Below are 16,894 nucleotides of genomic sequence, written 5' to 3'. Positions count from 1 at the left end.
GCCGGCCGGCCGGGCGTCGGTCAGTCGAAGAGTTCGCCGAGGAAGCCGTGCCGCTTCTTGCGCCGGTAGTGGCCGTGGTAGCCGTAGTGCTGCTGGCCGTACGCGGGCTGGGCGTAGCCGTGGCCGGGCGGCGGTGGTGGCGGCGGTGGCGGCACGGCGCCGTATCCGGGCTGCTGCGGGGCGGCGGGCGGCGGCGGGGGGTAGCCGGCGGCCTGCGGTCCGGCCTGCGGTCCGGCGTGCTGCCGGTTCCAGTTCGCCTCCGCCTCGAACAGCTTCTCGAGCTCGCCGCGGTCGAGGAAGATGCCGCGACACTCGCCGCACTGGTCGATCACCACTCCGCTGCGCTCGTACTGGCGCATTTCTCCGTGACATTTGGGGCAGGTGAGCTGCATGGAACCGACGGTACCCGGTGCGGTCATGCGGTGGCGGTGAGCGCCTGCGTCACCTCGTCGTCGGAAACCTCGTGGAAGTCGTCGTAGTAGGCGCCGACGGCGGCGAAGTCGACCGGCACCTGGAGGCAGAGCAGCTCGTCGGCCTCGGCGGCGAGCATCTCGTACGCCTGGTCGGAGCCGACCGGCACGGCCACCACGACCCGGGCGGCCCCCAGTTGGCGGGCGACCTGGACGGCGGCCCGCGCGGTGGCGCCGGTGGCCAGCCCGTCGTCGACGATGACGGCGACGCGTCCGGCCAGGTCGAGTGGGGGCCGGCCGGCCCGGTACCGCTGCTCCCGGCGATCCAGTTCGGCCTGTTCGCGTTCGCGGACCTGGGCGCGGTCGGCGGGGTCGATCCGGTCGGCGACCATCTCGTTGCGCACCTGCACGCCGCCCGGCCCGAGCGCCCCGTACGCCACCTCGGGCGCCCAGGGCACGCCGAGTTTGCGGACCACCAGCACGTCCAGGGGCGCGCCGATCCGGTCGGCGATCACCCGGGCGACGGGTACGCCGCCGCGGACGAGTCCGAGGACGACGACGTCCGGCCGTCCGGCGAGGTCGGTGAGCTGGTCGGCGAGCATCCGGCCCGCCTCGGCCCGGTCGCGGTAGCTGGTCATGTTCTCAGGTGTACGCCCCGCCGGCCGGATGTGCCGGGCAGTTGCCCGGAATGCCGGTCAGCCGGCGGGGTGGTGGCGGTGTTCGGCGAGGGTGACCGCGGGGGCGAGGGTGAGCAGGGCGACCGGGTAGAGCAGGTAACCGAACCGGGTCGAGGGCATCAGCAGGATCGCGGCGAGCAGCCCGTACCCGCAGATCAGTGCGGTGGTGGCGGCGGTGCGCGGCGGGCGGCGCAGCAGCCGGAGGGCGATGGCCGCCCCCACCGCGACCAGCAGCGCGGCGGCGACGATCCGGCCGGCGGGCAGCGTGGTGGCGATCAGGTGGCCGGGGAAGGGGGACTGGGCGGGGCTGGTCACCAGGCCGTGGCCGAGCGGGAAGCGCAGCACGTTCTCCACCAGCGCGTCGCGGTCGACGAGCAGGGCGGGGAGCAGGGCGAGCACGGGCAGGCCGAGGGCGCCGACGGCGGTGCGGGAGCCGGCCCGGCGGGTCGCGGCCCAGCAGACCAGGACGACCGCCACCGGCCAGGCGAAGAGCTTGAGGGCGCCGGCCACCCCGACCGCCAGGCCCGCGCGTCCGGGCCGGCCGGCGGCGGCGAGGGCCACGGCGAGCACGCAGAGCGCGAGTACGGGCAGGTCGTCGCCGCCGGTGGCCAGGGTGAGCGCGCAGATCGGCAGCACGGTGACCGCCTGTACGGCGCGCAGCGGGGCAGCGGCGCGGTGGGGTCCGGTCGGGGCGGACGTGCCCCGCAGGGTGGCTACGGCGGCGGCCAGCGCCACGGCGGTGACCAGGGCGAACCAGACCCGCGCGTCGGTCCACCAGGCGTCGGTGGCGGCCCGGGGCAGCCCGAACAGCGCCATCCCCGGCTGGTACGGGGTGTAGCCGAGGAGTTGCTCGCCCGGCGGTAGCGCGGCGATCGCGTCGTGCCCGAGGTAGGGGGTGCCGTGCTCGGCGAGCCGTGTGCCGGCCTGCTCGACGACGAGCACCTCCTCCTGGGCCCGGTCGGTGCGGCCCGCCGCGCGCTGCACGCTCTGCGTCACGATCGGCAGCAGGGTGGTGCTGGCCCAGGTGAGCCCGGTGACCGCCCAGCGGGCGGGCAGCCCGGCCAGGGGTGCGTCGGGCCGGCGCCGGCGGGCGAGGAGTTGGCCGGTGACCAGGAGCGTCGCCAGCAGGTAGCCGATCGTGGCGGGTACGCCCCAGGCCCGGTGCGGGGCGAGGGTGGAGGTGGCCGCGGTGATCGCGGCGAAGAGCGCGGCGGCGGCGTAGAGGCCGAGGTCGAGGGCGAGGCCGCCGGCGGCGGTGTCCACGGCCCGCCAGCGGCGGGCGGGGGCGGTCGGCTCGGCGTCGACGATCACGCCGGCAAGTCTGGCAGACCCGGCTCGGGCCGCCGTGCCGCGTTCGACGGGCCGGGACCGGGGGTCGAGGGCCGGGGGTCGGGGGTGCGGGTCAGCGTCCGCCGGGTTCGCCGGTGCGGCCCGCGGCCGGGGTGCCGGTGGTGCGGTTGCGGGCGCCGGTGCGGCGGCCGGGCAGGCGGATCACCGCGCCCTCGTCGTGCAGCGGCGGCGCCAGCGCGCCGGGACGCCCGCCGGCGCCGCGGTGCAGGGCGGCGAGCAGCGCGCCGGCCGGCAGCGGCCGGGCGAACAGGTGGCCCTGGCCGGCGGCGCAGCCCAGCTCCCAGAGCGCCCGCCGCTGCGGTTCGCTCTCCACGCCCTCGGCGACCACGGTGAGGTTGAGGCTGCGACCGAGGTCGAGGGTGGAGCGGATCACGGCGGCCGCCTCGGTGGAGGTCTCCATCGCGGTGACGAAGCTGCGATCGATCTTGAGTTCGTGCACCGGGATGCGGGAGAGCAGGGAGAGCGACGAGTACCCGGTGCCGAAGTCGTCGAGGGCGAGCCGGACGCCGGAGTCGCGGAGCCGGCTGAGCACCTGGTCGACCACGTCGAGCTGGCTGAGGGTGAGGGTCTCGGTCAGTTCCAGCACGAGCCGGTCCGGCGGCAGGTCGTGCGCCCGCAGCCGGGCCAGGACCGCGCCGGGGAAGCGCGGGTCGAGCAGGCTGCGCGGCGACACGTTCACCGAGACCGGCAGGTCGAACCCGGCGGCCCGCCAGGTGCCGGCGGCGATCAGCGCCTGGTCGAGGATGGCCTCGGCGAACGCGGGCAGCAGCCCGGAGCGTTCCACCGCCTCGAGGAAGCGCAGCGGGTCGATCATGCCGTGCGTCGGGTGGTGCCAGCGGGCCAGCGCCTCGGCGCCGATGGCCGTGCCGGTGCCGAGGTCGACGATCGGCTGGAAGGTGACGGTGAACTCGTGGTCGGCGACCGCGCGGGGCAGCTCGCCGCCGAGGGTGAGCCGGCCCAGGTCGGCGGTGTCCCGGGTCGGGGCGTACGTGGAGATCCGCTGCCCGGCCCGTTTGGCCTGGTACATCGCGACGTCGGCGCGGCGCAGCAGCTCCGGCATGCCGCCGCTGGCGGGCGCCACGGCGATCCCGCCGCTGGCCTCCACGCTGATCCGCATGCCGTCCAGGTCGAGTGGTTCGTGCAGGGCGCCGAGCAGGGACTCGGCCCGGTGCGCGGCGACCGCCGGGGCGGGCAGGCCGCGCAGCAGAACGGCGAACTCGTCGCCGCCGAGCCGGGCCACCAGGTCGTCGACGCGGGCCGCGGCGCGCAGCCGGTCCGCCACCTGCATCAGCACCCGGTCGCCGGCACCGTGCCCGAGGGTGTCGTTGACCTCCTTGAAGTGGTTGAGGTCGATCAGCACCAGGGCGGTGACGCCGTCGGCGTGCCGGTTGGTGAGCTGCTCGGTGCCCTCGTCGAGCAGGTGCCGGCGGTTGGAGAGCCCGGTCAGGGCGTCGTGGGTGGCGGCGTACGCGTGCTCCTCGGCGATCCGGGCCAGCTCGGCGTACGCCTGGGCGTTGCGGACCGCGGTGCAGAGGGCGGAGGCGAAGGTGCGCAGGGTGTACTGCTCCCGCTCCGAGAGCTGCACGGGGCCGGCGAAGCGGAGCCGGAGCGTACCGATGTCGGCGTGCTGGTCGTGTCCTTCGAGGGGGGTGGACAGTGTTGAACCGGCGATCGCGCTGGGTTCGTCGGTCGCGCCCTGGAAGGTGACGGCCCCGCCGGCTCCGCGGGCGAGGCGGTTCTCCTCGCGCAGTTCGATGTCGACCTCATCGGCCGAGAAGAGTTCGGTCGCCTGGGTGACGGCCGTGTTCAGCACCTCGTCCAGATCGACCACGTTGAGCGCGTCAGTGGTGCGGGCGAGCCGTTGCCAGGCGTCCCGCTCGGCTCTGCTGCGCAGTCGTCCCGAATACGCCAGGTGCAGGCTCAGCACGACGGGCGGGACGACGATCAGGAAGGTCGGGTTGATCCGGAGGATCAGTAGGGTCGACAGGATCACCGAGAAGCGGGCGACCACGCTCGCCAACCGAAGGTCGATCTGCTGACGGAACCGGTTGCGGAGGGGGGTACGGGTGGCGAGGGCGAGGACGGGAAACATCAGCAACTCGTCCAGCACGATGATCGTCAGGTACGCCAGCACCAGCGCAGGGAGGGAGCGACTGACCGGACCGGACCAGGGCCACGTCCAGCCCGACAGGACGAGGACGATGCCGCCGACCGCGGCGAGCGTCATCTCCTTGGCGACACCGAAGGCCAACTTGATGGGCGAGAGTCGACCGAGCAACCGGATGGTCGCTACACCCACGCCGGTGCCGATGACGACCCACGGCACCGGGGCGACGGCCAGGCCTATCATCGTGGCCGCGTCCGTCCACGAGATGCCGTGCGTGGTGGCCCGGATGCGGATTCGGACGTTGACGGTGGCGGCGACGGCGACGAGGAACGTCAGGGTGGCCGCCCGAGTGAGGTCGGTCGAGGTGGCCAGGCCTTGGGTGGAGATGAGCCGCAGGCTTACCACCGACGCGATCGCGGCCGCGAACACGACGAGAGCGACAAGCAGCAACAGCCGCCGATCGCTCCCATTGTCGCGTGCGATGGTTCGGGTCACGTCTCCTGCCTCCACCGCGGTCATCCGGTAGCGGTGCGTATACCCGTACTGTACGACCTGCCCAGGAGCTCGGAAAGGTTGGTCACAGCCAGTCGTTGCCGCGCATTGGCCTCGCCCTTCACTCGATCCCGGGGGCCGCTGCTCCCGACCCCCCCGACGGAGGTCATGTTATGGCCTTTTAGGTCGAGTTAGTGACATTAGATGTCCATATGCGCATAAGGCGCAAATGTCGCTGCTCATTGTCACGCACCGTCTTTGTCTGGAGACTGAACGCGTATTCAGTGCTGCGCCTAATGGTGATTATCGAGCCCGCGATGACCGGTGTCTGCAGCCGTTCGGTGCTCGCCTGGGTCGATACTCGCTGCCGGTTGGTCGTCCCCGCTTGGAGTTAGACGGACAGAAAAAATGTCGTCGCTCTCTGATATCTTTCTGGAAGTCGCGCGGTGGATCGCGTGCAATCTGGCGTTAAGGCGCCCTCTGCGTGGCGTTGCGTTAATTGCAGAGGTATTGAAGTTTCGGCACCATTGCGGAGGAAAGGATTGGCGGAGATCCATCTCCTCGGGGCGCTCGAGGCGTGGTGCGGATCCGCCCAGGTCCCGCTGGGTACGCCCAAGCAGCGGACGGTGCTGGCCATGCTGGCCGCGCACCCCGGCCGCGTCGTCACGACCGAGTCGCTCATCGACGAACTGTGGCCCGAGGAACCGCCGCGCTCGGCCGTGGCGAACGTGCGGACGTACGCCGCGAACCTCCGCCGGACGTTCGACAAGCACGCTGGTCCCCACCTCTCCCGGCTCTCCGGCGGCTACCGGTTCGAGCTGACCGAGGACTCGGTGGACCTCCTTCGGTTCGAACGCCTCGCCCAGGCCGCGGAGAGTGCCTGGGCGCGTGGGGAGATCGACACCGTCGACCGAATGCTGACCCGCATCGAGTCGCTCTGGCGGGGCGGCCTGCTCGCCGGGCTGCCGGTCGGGCCAGTCCTTGCCGCTCGCCGGGCCGCCACGGATGAGCAGCGCCTCTCGATGACCGAGCTTCGGGCGAAGCTGGATCTGCGGGTCGGGCGCACCAGGTCGGCGATCGCCTTCCTGACCGACCACGTGGTCGTCCACCCGTACCGGGAGCAGGCACATGCCCTGCTCGTTCGCGCGCACTACGCCGACGGTGACGTTGGCGGTGCCCTGTCCACGCTGAGCCGGGCCGAGGGCGCGCTGATGGAGCAGTTGGGCATCGAGCCGGGAACGGAGCTGCGGTCGCTGCGCCGGCGCATTCTGAATCGGGAGCCGGTCGACCGGCTGATCGCGGACCCGTTGGCCCCGATGGATGACCCGGCTCCGGCTCGCGCGGCCCGTCCGACCGAAGCGCCGGCCAGGGCCGCCGGCAGCCACCTGCCTCGCCTGGTGGCAAACTTTGTGGGACGGCGGTCGCTCACCGAGCGCCTGCTGGCGGAGACCGCCGCGGTCGGCGAGCAGCAGTCGCCGGTGCGGGTGGTCGACGGGATGGCGGGCAGCGGCAAGACCACCTTCGCGGTGCATCTGGCCCGGCAGCTTGCCGACCGTCATCCCGACGCGCAGCTCTTCATCGACCTGCGCGGGCACTCCGGTGGGGCACCGATGGATCCGGGCGACGCGCTCACCGCACTGCTCCGTCAGCTCGGGGTCCCCGCTGGCCGGATCCCCACCGATCATGTACTCCGTGCCGAACTGTGGCAGCGCGAGCTGCGCGGGCGCCGCACAGTCATCGTGCTGGACAACGCCGCCAGCAGTGATCAGGTCCGGCCGCTCCTGCCCGCCGGACCGGGCTCGGTCGTGCTCGTGACCAGCCGCCGCCGGTTGTCCGCCGGCGACATCGGACCACCCGTCCCGTTGCCGACGCTGACCCCGCAGGAGGCGGTTCAACTGCTGGCCCGTACGGCCGGTGAGGACCGGGTACGCCAGGAGCCGGAGGCGGCGGCCGAGGTGGCACGTCGCTGTGGCCATCTGCCGCTCGCAATCCGCCTTGCCGGCGGACGCCTGCTGCACCGGCCCACCTGGCGGGTCGCCGACCTGGCCACGCGACTGAGCGACGGGCGGACGGTGCTGCGGCAGCTCGCGGTGGAGCAGCAGACGGTGGCCAGCGCCTTCACCGCCTCGTACGAACCGCTCGCCGAACCGGTCAGGCGCCTGTTCCGGCTCCTCAGCGTCCATCCTGGCGTTCATTTCGACGCGCCGATGGCGTCGGCTCTCGCCGACCTACCTTTGGAGGTGACCGAGACGATGCTGGACGACCTCCTCGACCAGCATCTGGTCGAGGAGGTCGCACCGGGCCGCTACCGCCTGCACGACCTGCTGCGCCAGTACTCCGCCGAGCTGTCGAGCGATCTTCACGAGGTGCGCGACCGCGACGAGGCCGGGGGCCGGCTCCTCGACCACGTGCTGCATGAGGTGGTCGGCCGGGCGCAGACTCTCGAACAACTCGCGCTCTCCGGCCCGCTGCGCCTGGGCCCGGCCCGGCGCCCCGACCTGTTGGGGCACTCCGATCCGGCGGACGTCGAGTGGTTGGAACGGGAACGCTCGAATCTGCTCGCCCTGATCGCCTTCGCTGAGGAGTCCCACCAGGCATACGGTTGGCGGATCGCCCGGGCGATGTGGCGGTTCTGCTACATCCGGGGCTACTTCGACGACATCCTGTTCACCCACCGCACCGGGCTGGTCGCCGCGCAGAAGGACGGCGACCAGGCGGCGCAGGCGGTCATGCACAACTATCTGGCCTCCGCGTACATCCGGACGGGCAGCTATCTGGACTGCCTGCGGCACGTTGAGGCGGCGGTGTCCATCTCCCGCGAACTCGGCGACCAGTTCAACGAGCATCGCTACCGGGCGAACCTGGTGGCCGTCAACATCCTGACCGGTAACCTGGCTCGTGCGGTCGAGCTCGGACGACAGTTGCTACGGGAGCGGCCCGGCGGTGCCGCCGTCGAAACGAGTCTGGCGATGGCGAACCTCGGGCTCGCCCTCACCGTCGTGGGACGGCACGAGGAGGCGCTCCAGGCACACCGACTGCACCTCTTCGTCGCGCGTTCCCGAGGCAGCCTGTACGACATTTCCAGTGCCCTGGGCCACATCGCGGCCGTGGAGAACCGCCGCGGGCAGTTCAGCAAGGCGGCTCGGCTCCTCAGGGCGTCACTGCGGATTCGCGATCGCACCGGGCACCGGTTCGGCGAGACAGAGGCCCGCAACGACCTGGGGATCGCGTACCGGCACCTGGGCCGGCTGGACGCCGCGCGGGCACAGCACGAGCTGGCCCTCGACCTCGCCGTGGACTCCGGGGAACGGCACGTGCAGGCGGCCATCTGGAACGACCTGGGTATCACCCTGGCGTTCGGCGGGCAGGCCGCTGACGCCGTCGCGGCTCACCGGCGCGCGCTTGAGCTGGCGACGCGCATCGCCCACCCGTACGAGCAGGGGCGTGCCCTCGTCGCGCTCGCCGACCACCTCGCCACCGACCAACCGGCGCAGGCCCGCCGTTACCGGCAGCGGGCCCTGGCCATCTTCCGTCGGATGGGTGTGCCGGAGCGGGATGGGCTGGAGCGGCTCATCGCCGAGCCGCAAGGCGGCTGAAGACTTATCGATTTCTTATCGCGGTGCCCCCTAACGTCTTGCCGGTGTCGGGGAACGGGGGAGGCGCTGCACCGGGGCAGAGCCGAGCCGACCAGACGCCCGCCGCCAGGAACCCCCAGCGACTGGACGGCGGGTAGGTGAGGGAGGAGTGCCGCGCCGCGAACGCGGCACCCGAGCGCGGCGCTCCTCCCCACCAGTCCCGGCACCACGTCGTACCCGAGGGATAGGCTCGCGCCGTGACCGAACCCGCCCAGCTCACCCACGTCGATTCCGGCGGCGCTGCCCGGATGGTCGACGTCTCCGCCAAGCCGGTCTCCGGCCGGCTCGCGGTCGCCGCCGGCCGGCTCCGCACCACGGCGGAGGTCGTCGAGCTGCTGCGCCGCGACGGGCTGCCCAAGGGTGACGCGCTCGCGGTCGGCCGGCTGGCCGGGATCATGGGGGCCAAGCGGACCCCCGACCTGATCCCGCTCTGCCACCCGATCGCCCTGCACGCCGTCACCGTCGACCTGCGGCTCACCGAGGACACGGTGGAGATCACCGCCAGCGCGCGGACCGCGGACCGGACCGGCGTCGAGATGGAGGCCCTCACCGCGGTGGCGGTGGCCGGCCTGGCCCTGGTCGACATGGTCAAGGCCGTCGACCCGGCCGCCTCGGTGGACGCGGTGCGGGTGCTGCGCAAGGAGGGCGGCAAGACCGGCGAGTGGGTGCGGCCGGAGGATCGGCCGTGATCCGCGCCCGGGTGATCGTGGCGTCCAACCGGGCCGCCGCCGGGGTGTACGCCGACACCAGCGGCCCGCTCCTGGTGGCCGGCCTGCGCGAGCTGGGCTGCCAGGTCGACGAGCCGGTGGTGGTGCCCGACGGCGAGCCGGTCGGCGCGGCCCTGCGGACGGCCCGCGACGAGGGCGTCGACGTGGTGCTCACCAGCGGCGGCACCGGCATCACCCCGACCGACCGCACCCCCGAGGTGACCCGAGCCCTGCTCGACTACGAGATCCCCGGCATCGCCGAGGCGATCCGGGCGCACAGCCGCGACGCGGTGCCCACCGCCGCGCTCTCCCGGGGCCTCGCCGGGGTGACCGGGCGGACGCTGGTGATCAACCTGCCCGGGTCGCGGGGCGGGGCGAAGGACGGGCTGGCCGTGCTCGGCCCGATCCTGCGGCACGCCGTCGACCAGCTGCACGGTGGTGACCACTGAACCGGCCGCGGGCCGCGCAGCGCCGGGGAACCCCCGGCCGCCGGTCCGGCGATAGGCTCACCGGATGAGCACGGAAACCGCAGCAAGCGCCGCGGCCGAGATCGCCGCGGCGCCGCCGGCCGGGTGGGAGGAGGCCCGCTCCCGGGCGTACGCGGTCGGCCTCGCCGCCGCGCTTCCCGCGGTGGACCGCCCGCTCGCCGACGCCGACGGGCACACCCTCGCCGAGGCGCTCACCACGCCCACCGACCTGCCGGCGTTCCCCACCTCCAGCGTGGACGGCTGGGCGGTGCGCGGGGACGGCCCCTGGCGGGTCGTCGGCCGGGTACTCGCCGGGCAGAGCCCGCCCCCGCTGACCGACGACGGCACCACCACGGAGATCGCCACCGGCGCGATGGTGCCCGAGGGGACCACGGCCATCCTGCGGATCGAGGAGTCGACCCGGACCGCCGACGGCCTCGTCCAGGGCACGCCGCGGCCGGCCCCGGAGTGGCGGAACCCGGGCGAGGAGGCGTACGCCGGGGAGGAGTTGCTGCCCGCCGGCACGCCGGTCGACCCGGCGGTGATCGGGCTGGCCGCCTCCTGCGGCCAGGACCGCCTGCGGGTGCGCCGGCTGCCCCGGGCCGCGCTGCTGGTCTTCGGCGACGAGCTGCTGACCTCCGGTCCGCCCGGCGCCGGCCGGGTCCGCGACGCGCTCGGCCCGGCCGTGCCGGCCTGGCTGCGCCGGTACGGCTGCCAGGTGCGCCCGGCCGACGTGGTCGGCCCGGTGGCCGACACCCTGCCGGCCCACGTGGCCGCGGTGCGCGGCGCGCTCGCCACCGCCGACGTCGTCTGCACCACCGGCGGCACCATGCGCGGCCCGGTCGACCACCTGCATCCCACCCTGGCGGCGCTCGGTGCCGACTACGTGGTCAACACCGTCGCGGTCCGGCCCGGTTTCCCGATGCTGCTGGCCCGGCTGGTCGGCGACGACGGCCGGGTCCGCTTCGTGGCCGGGCTGCCGGGCAACCCGCAGTCCGCCATCGTCGCGCTGGTCTCGCTGGTGGCACCGCTGCTCGCCGGGCTGGCCGGCCGGCCGATGCCGGTGCTGCCGCAGGCGGTCCTGGCCGAGCCGATCCCCGGCCGCGGCGACTACACCCACCTCGCCCTGGTCCGGTGGGACCGGGCCGCCGGCACCCTCCACCCGCTGCGGCACGTCGGCTCGGCGATGCTGCGCGGCCTGGCCGGCGCGGACGGCTTCGCGCTGATCCGGCCGGGCACCAGCGGCGAGGCGGGGGCGCGGGTGCCGCTCGTGCCGCTGCCGCTGACCGCCGGGGAGCGGGCGTGGTGAGCCCGGTCGAGGGGGTCACCCTCGGCGCGGTGACCGACCAGCCGCTCGACCTCGCCGCGCACGAGGCGGCGGTCGCCGACCGGCGGGCCGGCGCGGTCGTGTCGTTCCAGGGCGTGGTCCGCGACCACGACCACGGCCGGCTGGTCACCCTGCTGGAGTACGAGGGCCATCCCACCGCCGAGGCAGTGCTCCGCGAGGTGGCCGCCGAGATCGCCGCCGACCCCGAGGTCTACGCGGTGGCGGTGTCGCACCGGATCGGCCGGCTGGAGATCGGCGACGTGGCCCTGGTGGCGGCGGTCAGCACCGCGCACCGGGCGGCCGCCTTCGCGGCCTGCGCCCGGCTGGTCGACGAGGTCAAGGCGCGACTGCCGATCTGGAAGCGGCAGGTCTTCGACGACGGCACCGAGGAGTGGGTGAACTGCCCCTGACGGTCTAGCGCCGGGCGCTGAGCTGGGCCGACCGGGACAGCCGGTCGTGGTAGAACGCCGGCTCCGCGCCCGGGCGCCAGGGCAGCGCCGCGACCAGCACGATCAGGGCGATCGCCAGGGAGTTCTCCATCAGCGCGCCGAACAGGCCGTCCTGGTAGTGCGACACCTCCGGGAGTTGGTGCTCGTACGGCCAGATCGGCGAGATCAGGAAGAGCAGGTAGAGCCCGAGCGCGCCGATCCCGTGCCGCAGGCCGGTCAGCGTCGGGTACCAGATCGGTGGCCGTAGCGCCGGCACCCCGTTGGCCGGTGCCGTGCCGGTGATCCGGGGGAGCAGTCCACGGCTGGCCTCGCGGCGGCGTACCGCGGCGTCGGCCAGCACGATGATCGCCGGGATGACCCAGACCAGGTGGTGCGACCAGGAGATCGGGCTGATCACGTTGGCGGTGAGCCCGACCAGGGTGAACGCGGTCAGCTCGTCGCCGTCGGCGCGGGCGCTGGCGGCCCGGGACAGCCCCAGCGCGAGCACCAGCACGGAGAAGGCCAGCCAGAGCAGGCCCGGCGTCTCGATCGAGTCGTACAGCCGGGCCAGCAGGCCGGCGAGCGACTGGTTGGCGGTCATGTCCGCCGCACCGACCCGCTCGGTCTGCCAGAGCACGCCGCCGAAGTAGGCCCGCGACTCCTCGCCGACCAGCGCGAACGTGCCGACGGTCACCGCGACGGTGGTGCCCACCGCGGTCAGCGCCGCGCGCCACTGGCGGGTGAGCACCAGGTACCCGACGAAGAGCGCCGGGGTCAGCTTCACGGCGGTGGCCAGGCCGATGCCGACGCCGGCCCAGGCGCCGCTGTAGACGAACCGGGTCAGCGGCGAGTCGGCGGTGTCGAGGTGGGTGCCCCGCTTGGCCCGCCAACGCAGCCCCACCAGGTCGGCCATGATCAGCGCGAAGAGCAGCAGGTTGACCTGGCCGTAGCCGAGCGTCTCCCGGGACGGTTCGATCGCCACCGCCATCGGCGTGGCGATGCCGACGGTGAACCAGAGCGACCAGCCGAGCCGGTCGACGATCGGGCGCAGCAGCGCGGCCAGCACGACCGCGAGCGCGGCGATGCTGGCCAGCGCGTTGAGCCAGCCGGCGGCACCGACCGGCAGCCAGGACATCGGCAGCATGACCAGGCCGGCGAACGGCGGGTAGGTGAAGCCCAGGGTGGTCGACGGGGCGATGAAGTCGTACAGCTCGTTGCCGCTCGCCCACCACACCACCGCACCGTGGTAGATCTTCATGTCGAAGAAGGTGTACGGCCGCCCGAACGCGCCGATGGCCAGCCACGCGGTGTAGGCGACGGCGGCCACGATGCCGGTCCGGACGACTGTCCGGCGGTCGATGCCGCGGGCCGCGCGCTGGAGCGGGGCGAGGCGGTCCGTCCGTCTACCGACTGTCGTCGGCATGGCGTGGCCACCCCCGTACCAAGATCGTCCTACCCGTCCAGGTCCAGACCGGAGCCTAGAACGGCGCCTCACGTTGCAGCCTCCCGCGTTATGCGACCGTGTCCGATCCCACACGTGTTTTTGACATTTCCACCGCGTTAACGGGTCTCGGACGGTTCAGGTGATTACGTGGCCATGCGGGGGGTGGTGGCCGTATTGATGCAGGTCAGCCGGGCATCCGGCGGGCGGTGGCCGCCGAGCGTACGGCGATCTTCGCCTCCCGGCGGGCGGTCCGGACCGCCCGCTGCACCGAGCGGCGCGAGTGGTCGATCCGGTGGCCGGCCCGCCAGCGCAGTCCCGGCTTGCCCTCGGTGTCCGCGGCGGCGAGGAGGAGACCGCCGAAGAGCCCCAGGTTCTTCAGGAAGTGGATCTGGTTGTTGTTGCGCGCGGTCGGGTCCTCGGTGTTCCAGAAGGGATGACCGGCCGCGGTGGTCGGCACCAGGGTGGCGGCCAGGACGAGCGCGGCGGGCCGGGTGAACCGCCCGGTCGCCAGCATCAGGCCGGCCACGAGCTGGGTGGCCGAGTTCGCCCGGACCAGCGTCGCGGTGTCGGTGGGGATGCGGGGGTTGATGTTCTGGAGCAGCGGCGTGACCTTGTCGGTGATCGGCTGCGCGGCCGGGACCAGCCGTCCCGGGTTGCGCAGATTGCGGGCGCCGCTGACCACGAAGATGCCGCTCAACATGACGCGGGCGAGGGAGCGCACGGGCTTCATGGCTCAGTCATACCCCGTCACGGAGATCGCCACCCCTGCAACACCCGAAAGGGATCGGCCGACGTGGACGTCCGTCGACGCACCGATTTCAGCGACCGTCGCGGATGGACCGCCGATGCCGGGTAAGGTCGCGCGCGTGACGACCCTGCGACTCCGACCCGAGGATCCGGCGGACGAGGGGCCGGTCGCCCGGGTGCTGGCCGCCGCCTTCGCGCGCCCCGACGTGGCCACGCCCCCGCCCGAGGCGACCCTGGTCGACGAGCTCCGGCGCGATGACGCCTGGATTCCCGAGCTGTCCATGGTCGCCGAGTACGGCGGTGAGGTCGTCGGCTACGCGCTGCTGACCCGGGTCCGGGTGCGGACCGACGGCGACTCGTACCCGGCGCTGGCGCTCGGCCCGGTGGCGGTCGCCCCGCACCGGCAACGGGTCGGGCACGGCACCGCGGTGGTGCAGGCCGCCCTGGACGCCGGGACCGAGCTGGGGGAGCGGCTCGTGGTGGTGCTCGGCGCCCCGGCGTTCTACCGGCGCTTCGGCTTCGGCCCCGCCGACCGGCTCGGGTTGACCAGCCCCTGGTCCGGGCTCGGTGAGCCCTGGCAGGCGCTGGTCCTGCCGCCGTCCACCAGCGACGAGCCGGGGCCGCCCGCCGGCGAGGTCCTCTTCCCCGCCCCCTGGTCGAAGGTCTGACCCCCCGCACCGGCCCGGCGGGTCTGTCCCGCACCGGCCCGGTGGGTCTGTCCCCGCACCGGCCCGGTGGGTCCGTTCCGGCACCGCCCGGTGGACTCGTCCCGGCGGCGTTGGCAGGTGGGCTGGGCCCGGCGGCCGTCAGGCGGGCTGGGTGCGCAGGTAGCGGCCGAAGTGCGGGACGGTGAAGGCCACCGTGCCCCGCTCGCCCGAGTAGATGAGGCCCTTCTTGATCAACGCGTCCCGGGCCGGGGAGAGACTGGCCGGCTTGCGGCCGAGCGCGCGGGCGATCTCGGCGGTCGGCACCGCCGCGTCCATGTCGTCCCGGCCGCTCTCCTCCCCCTCCACCAGGGACAGCGTCGCCATCGCCCGCATGTACTCGCGTTCCGCGGGGGTGGCCCGCTCGAAGCGGGATCCGAAGAAGCCGACCGCCAGTTCGGCCTCGGCCTCGGGCGCCGCGACCCGGACGTCGGCGGCGGTGATCGGCGAGCGCGGGGCATGGTCCCAGGTCGCCTTCCCGTACGCCTGGACGAAGTACGGGTAGCCGCCGGACTTGTCGTAGAGCAGGTCGAGCGCCTTCTGCTCGTACTCGACCTCCTCCCGCTCGGCCGGCGCGCAGAGCGCCTGGTCGGCGGCGATCCGGTCGAGCCGGTCAATCCGCTGGTAGCGGAAGAGCCGTTCGGAGTACGACTTCGCGGCGCTGAGCACGGCGGGCAGGTGCGGCAGCCCGGCGCCGACCACGATGAGCGGCGCGCCGAGCTGGGACAGTTCGTGGCAGGCGGCGCAGAGCGCGGAGACGTCCTCCGCGCCGAGGTCCTGCATCTCGTCGATGAAGATCGCGATGCCGGTGCCCACGTCGGTGGCGACCGCCGCCGCGTCGGTCAGCAGCTCCACGAGGTCGATCTCGATGTCCCCGGAGTCGGCCCGGCCGCTGCTGGCCGGCACGTCGATGCCGGGCTGCCAGCGGTCGCGCAGCTTCGGCCCGGCGGCGCCGCGACCGGTGGGCGCGGAGCGCTGGGCGAACGCCTTGAGCACGCCGAGGAAGGCGTCGATCCGGTCCGGGGCGCGGTGCCGGGGGGCCAGCTCACGGACCGCCATGTGCAGCGCGGCGGCGATCGGCCGGCGCAGCGACTGGTCCGGCCGGGCCTCGATCTTGCCGGTGCCCCAGAGGTGGTTGATCGCCTCCGACCGGAGGGTATTGAGCAGCACCGTCTTGCCGACGCCGCGCAGGCCGGTGAGCATCAGGCTGCGCTCGGGGCGACCCCGGGCGATCCGTTCCAGCACCACGTCGAAGACGTCCAGCTCCCGCCCCCGTCCAGCGAGTTCGGGCGGGCGCTGGCCGGCGCCGGGGGCGTACGGGTTGCGGACCGGATCCACGAATCGCAGAGTATCGGGCTGTCTAGCTGGGAGGCTAGATATCCGTAGATGGGGCTACCGGCGTGTCGGGAACCGTCGAGCCAAAACTAGGGCTGTCTAGCTCAGACGCTAGACAGCCCTAGTTTTGGCTACGGCGAGGTCGGTTGCGTGGCGAGGTCAGCGCTGCTTCAGGCAGAGCACGAAGTCCAGGGTGTCCAGGTCGCTGTCGAAGAAGTACCAGTCGGTGTAGCCGGCCACCTTTCCGCACTTCGCCTCGGCGTCCTTCTTGCCGCTGGTCGCGCCGTCGATCCGGCGCAGCACCTGGTACGTCTTCGCGGCGCACTCGCTGATCACCAGCTTCGGCTGGCCGGTGCCCCCCTCGTTGCGGACGCACTGGCCGGCCTGCACGAACCGCGGGTCGGTCGAGGAGGCCGGGGCCGGCGTGGTGGCCACCGGGTCGCCCGGCTCGCTCGCCCCGGCCGTCGGGTCGGTGGCCCCGGTGGCCGTCCCGCCCGCGCTCGGCTCGTCCCGGCCAGCCACCCAGTACGCCGCCGCGCCGCCGAGCAGCAGCACCGCCAACACGGCCAGCACCGCGATCAGCGGACCTCGGCGGCGCTTCGGCCCCGGCCCGGGGTACGGCTGCTGCCCGTACCCGCCCTGGCCGGGCTGCGCCGGGTAGGGCGGCGGCCCACCGTCCCAGCCGCCCGGCTCGTACCGCTGCGCCGGCGCCTGGTACGGATCCCCGGCGGCCCGGCCCGGGCCGCCGCCGGCCTGGTACGGATCGACACCCTGGTACGGATCGGCGGACTGGTACGGGTCGGCGGGCTGGTACGGGTCGGCGGACTGGTACGGGTCGGCGGGCTGGTACCGGCCGGCGGACTGGTACGGGTCGGCGGACTGGTACGGCGCCGCGGGCCGGTCGTCCCAGCCGCCCGGCCGGTCGTTCCAGCCGCCCTGGCCGGCCGGGCCGGGGTCGGGGCGAGGGCCGGCGGACGGGCGGTAGCGGTCACCCGGTCGCCCCTCCCACGGGTCCGGTGCGCCGCCGACGTTCGACATGGATCGCCCTCCTGGTCCACCAGTGC

Annotated in this window: 14 protein-coding genes; 6 read left to right on the top strand and 8 right to left on the bottom strand. The window is 73.7% G+C overall.

Annotated elements, in window-relative coordinates; translation table 11 throughout:
* Positions 1-20 precede the first annotated feature (20 nt).
* The 4 genes from AB0I11_RS14370 to AB0I11_RS14355 all read right to left on the bottom strand — a co-directional run bounded on the left by AB0I11_RS14370 (position 21) and on the right by AB0I11_RS14355 (position 5,039).
* Positions 21-392: a zf-TFIIB domain-containing protein gene (locus tag AB0I11_RS14370; protein WP_357319032.1), complete on the bottom strand. Its 372-nt coding sequence runs from the start codon at positions 390-392 to the stop codon at positions 21-23.
* A 23-nt stretch (positions 393-415) separates the two neighbouring features.
* Positions 416-1,048: a phosphoribosyltransferase family protein gene (locus AB0I11_RS14365; RefSeq protein WP_357319029.1), complete on the bottom strand. Its 633-nt coding sequence runs from the start codon at positions 1,046-1,048 to the stop codon at positions 416-418.
* A 57-nt stretch (positions 1,049-1,105) separates the two neighbouring features.
* Positions 1,106-2,398, bottom strand: coding sequence for a glycosyltransferase 87 family protein (locus AB0I11_RS14360; protein ID WP_357319026.1), 1,293 nt, complete (start codon positions 2,396-2,398; stop codon positions 1,106-1,108).
* Between the two features lie 91 nt (positions 2,399-2,489).
* Positions 2,490-5,039 (bottom strand): EAL domain-containing protein, encoded by a 2,550-nt coding sequence (locus AB0I11_RS14355; RefSeq protein WP_357319023.1) that lies wholly within the window; start codon positions 5,037-5,039, stop codon positions 2,490-2,492.
* Between the two features lie 443 nt (positions 5,040-5,482).
* Here AB0I11_RS14355 and AB0I11_RS14350 point away from each other — a divergent pair, with 443 nt between their 5' ends.
* The 5 genes from AB0I11_RS14350 to AB0I11_RS14330 all read left to right on the top strand — a co-directional run bounded on the left by AB0I11_RS14350 (position 5,483) and on the right by AB0I11_RS14330 (position 11,582).
* Entirely contained in the window at positions 5,483-8,632 is a 3,150-nt protein-coding gene (locus AB0I11_RS14350) for a BTAD domain-containing putative transcriptional regulator (protein WP_357319020.1), read from the top strand.
* A 236-nt stretch (positions 8,633-8,868) separates the two neighbouring features.
* Complete coding sequence (gene moaC / locus AB0I11_RS14345; RefSeq protein ID WP_357319017.1) at positions 8,869-9,360, top strand: cyclic pyranopterin monophosphate synthase MoaC; 492 nt, start codon at positions 8,869-8,871, stop codon at positions 9,358-9,360.
* Positions 9,357-9,827 carry a MogA/MoaB family molybdenum cofactor biosynthesis protein gene (locus AB0I11_RS14340; protein ID WP_357319014.1) on the top strand — a complete coding sequence of 157 codons (471 nt, stop codon included), beginning with the start codon at positions 9,357-9,359 and terminating at the stop codon, positions 9,825-9,827. The genes moaC and AB0I11_RS14340 overlap by 4 nt, the downstream gene beginning before the upstream one ends.
* A gap of 64 nt (positions 9,828-9,891) precedes the next feature.
* A complete protein-coding gene (locus AB0I11_RS14335) occupies positions 9,892-11,154 on the top strand; it encodes a molybdopterin molybdotransferase MoeA (protein ID WP_357319011.1) in 1,263 nt (420 codons plus the stop codon).
* On the top strand, positions 11,151-11,582 hold the full coding sequence (locus AB0I11_RS14330) for a molybdenum cofactor biosynthesis protein MoaE (RefSeq protein ID WP_357319207.1): 432 nt from the start codon (positions 11,151-11,153) through the stop codon (positions 11,580-11,582). The genes AB0I11_RS14335 and AB0I11_RS14330 overlap by 4 nt, the downstream gene beginning before the upstream one ends.
* Positions 11,583-11,586: 4 nt before the next feature.
* Here AB0I11_RS14330 and AB0I11_RS14325 read toward each other — a convergent pair whose 3' ends face one another.
* Together AB0I11_RS14325 and AB0I11_RS14320 are read right to left on the bottom strand one after the other, a co-directional pair.
* Positions 11,587-13,023, bottom strand: a complete 1,437-nt coding sequence (locus AB0I11_RS14325) for a glycosyltransferase 87 family protein (RefSeq protein WP_357319008.1) — start codon at positions 13,021-13,023, stop codon at positions 11,587-11,589.
* 205 nt (positions 13,024-13,228) lie between these two features.
* Complete coding sequence (locus tag AB0I11_RS14320) at positions 13,229-13,774, bottom strand: DoxX family protein (protein ID WP_357319005.1); 546 nt, start codon at positions 13,772-13,774, stop codon at positions 13,229-13,231.
* A gap of 115 nt (positions 13,775-13,889) precedes the next feature.
* Between AB0I11_RS14320 and AB0I11_RS14315 the strand changes: the two genes are divergently transcribed.
* On the top strand, positions 13,890-14,459 hold the full coding sequence (locus tag AB0I11_RS14315; RefSeq protein WP_357319002.1) for an N-acetyltransferase: 570 nt from the start codon (positions 13,890-13,892) through the stop codon (positions 14,457-14,459).
* A 138-nt stretch (positions 14,460-14,597) separates the two neighbouring features.
* On the opposite strand, the gene AB0I11_RS14310 is transcribed toward AB0I11_RS14315, so the two are convergent.
* Together AB0I11_RS14310 and AB0I11_RS14305 are read right to left on the bottom strand one after the other, a co-directional pair.
* Positions 14,598-15,833, bottom strand: coding sequence for an ATP-binding protein (locus tag AB0I11_RS14310; protein WP_357318999.1), 1,236 nt, complete (start codon positions 15,831-15,833; stop codon positions 14,598-14,600).
* A gap of 156 nt (positions 15,834-15,989) precedes the next feature.
* On the bottom strand, positions 15,990-16,868 hold the full coding sequence (locus tag AB0I11_RS14305) for a flagellar basal body protein FliL (protein ID WP_357318997.1): 879 nt from the start codon (positions 16,866-16,868) through the stop codon (positions 15,990-15,992).
* Between the last annotated feature and the right edge of the window lie 26 nt (positions 16,869-16,894).

It is taken from the genome of Micromonospora sp. NPDC050495 (assembly GCF_040655175.1).
Lineage (GTDB): Bacteria > Actinomycetota > Actinomycetes > Mycobacteriales > Micromonosporaceae > Micromonospora.
Note: the sequence above shows the minus strand (reverse complement) of the source record. Positions and strands in the feature narration are given on the sequence as shown.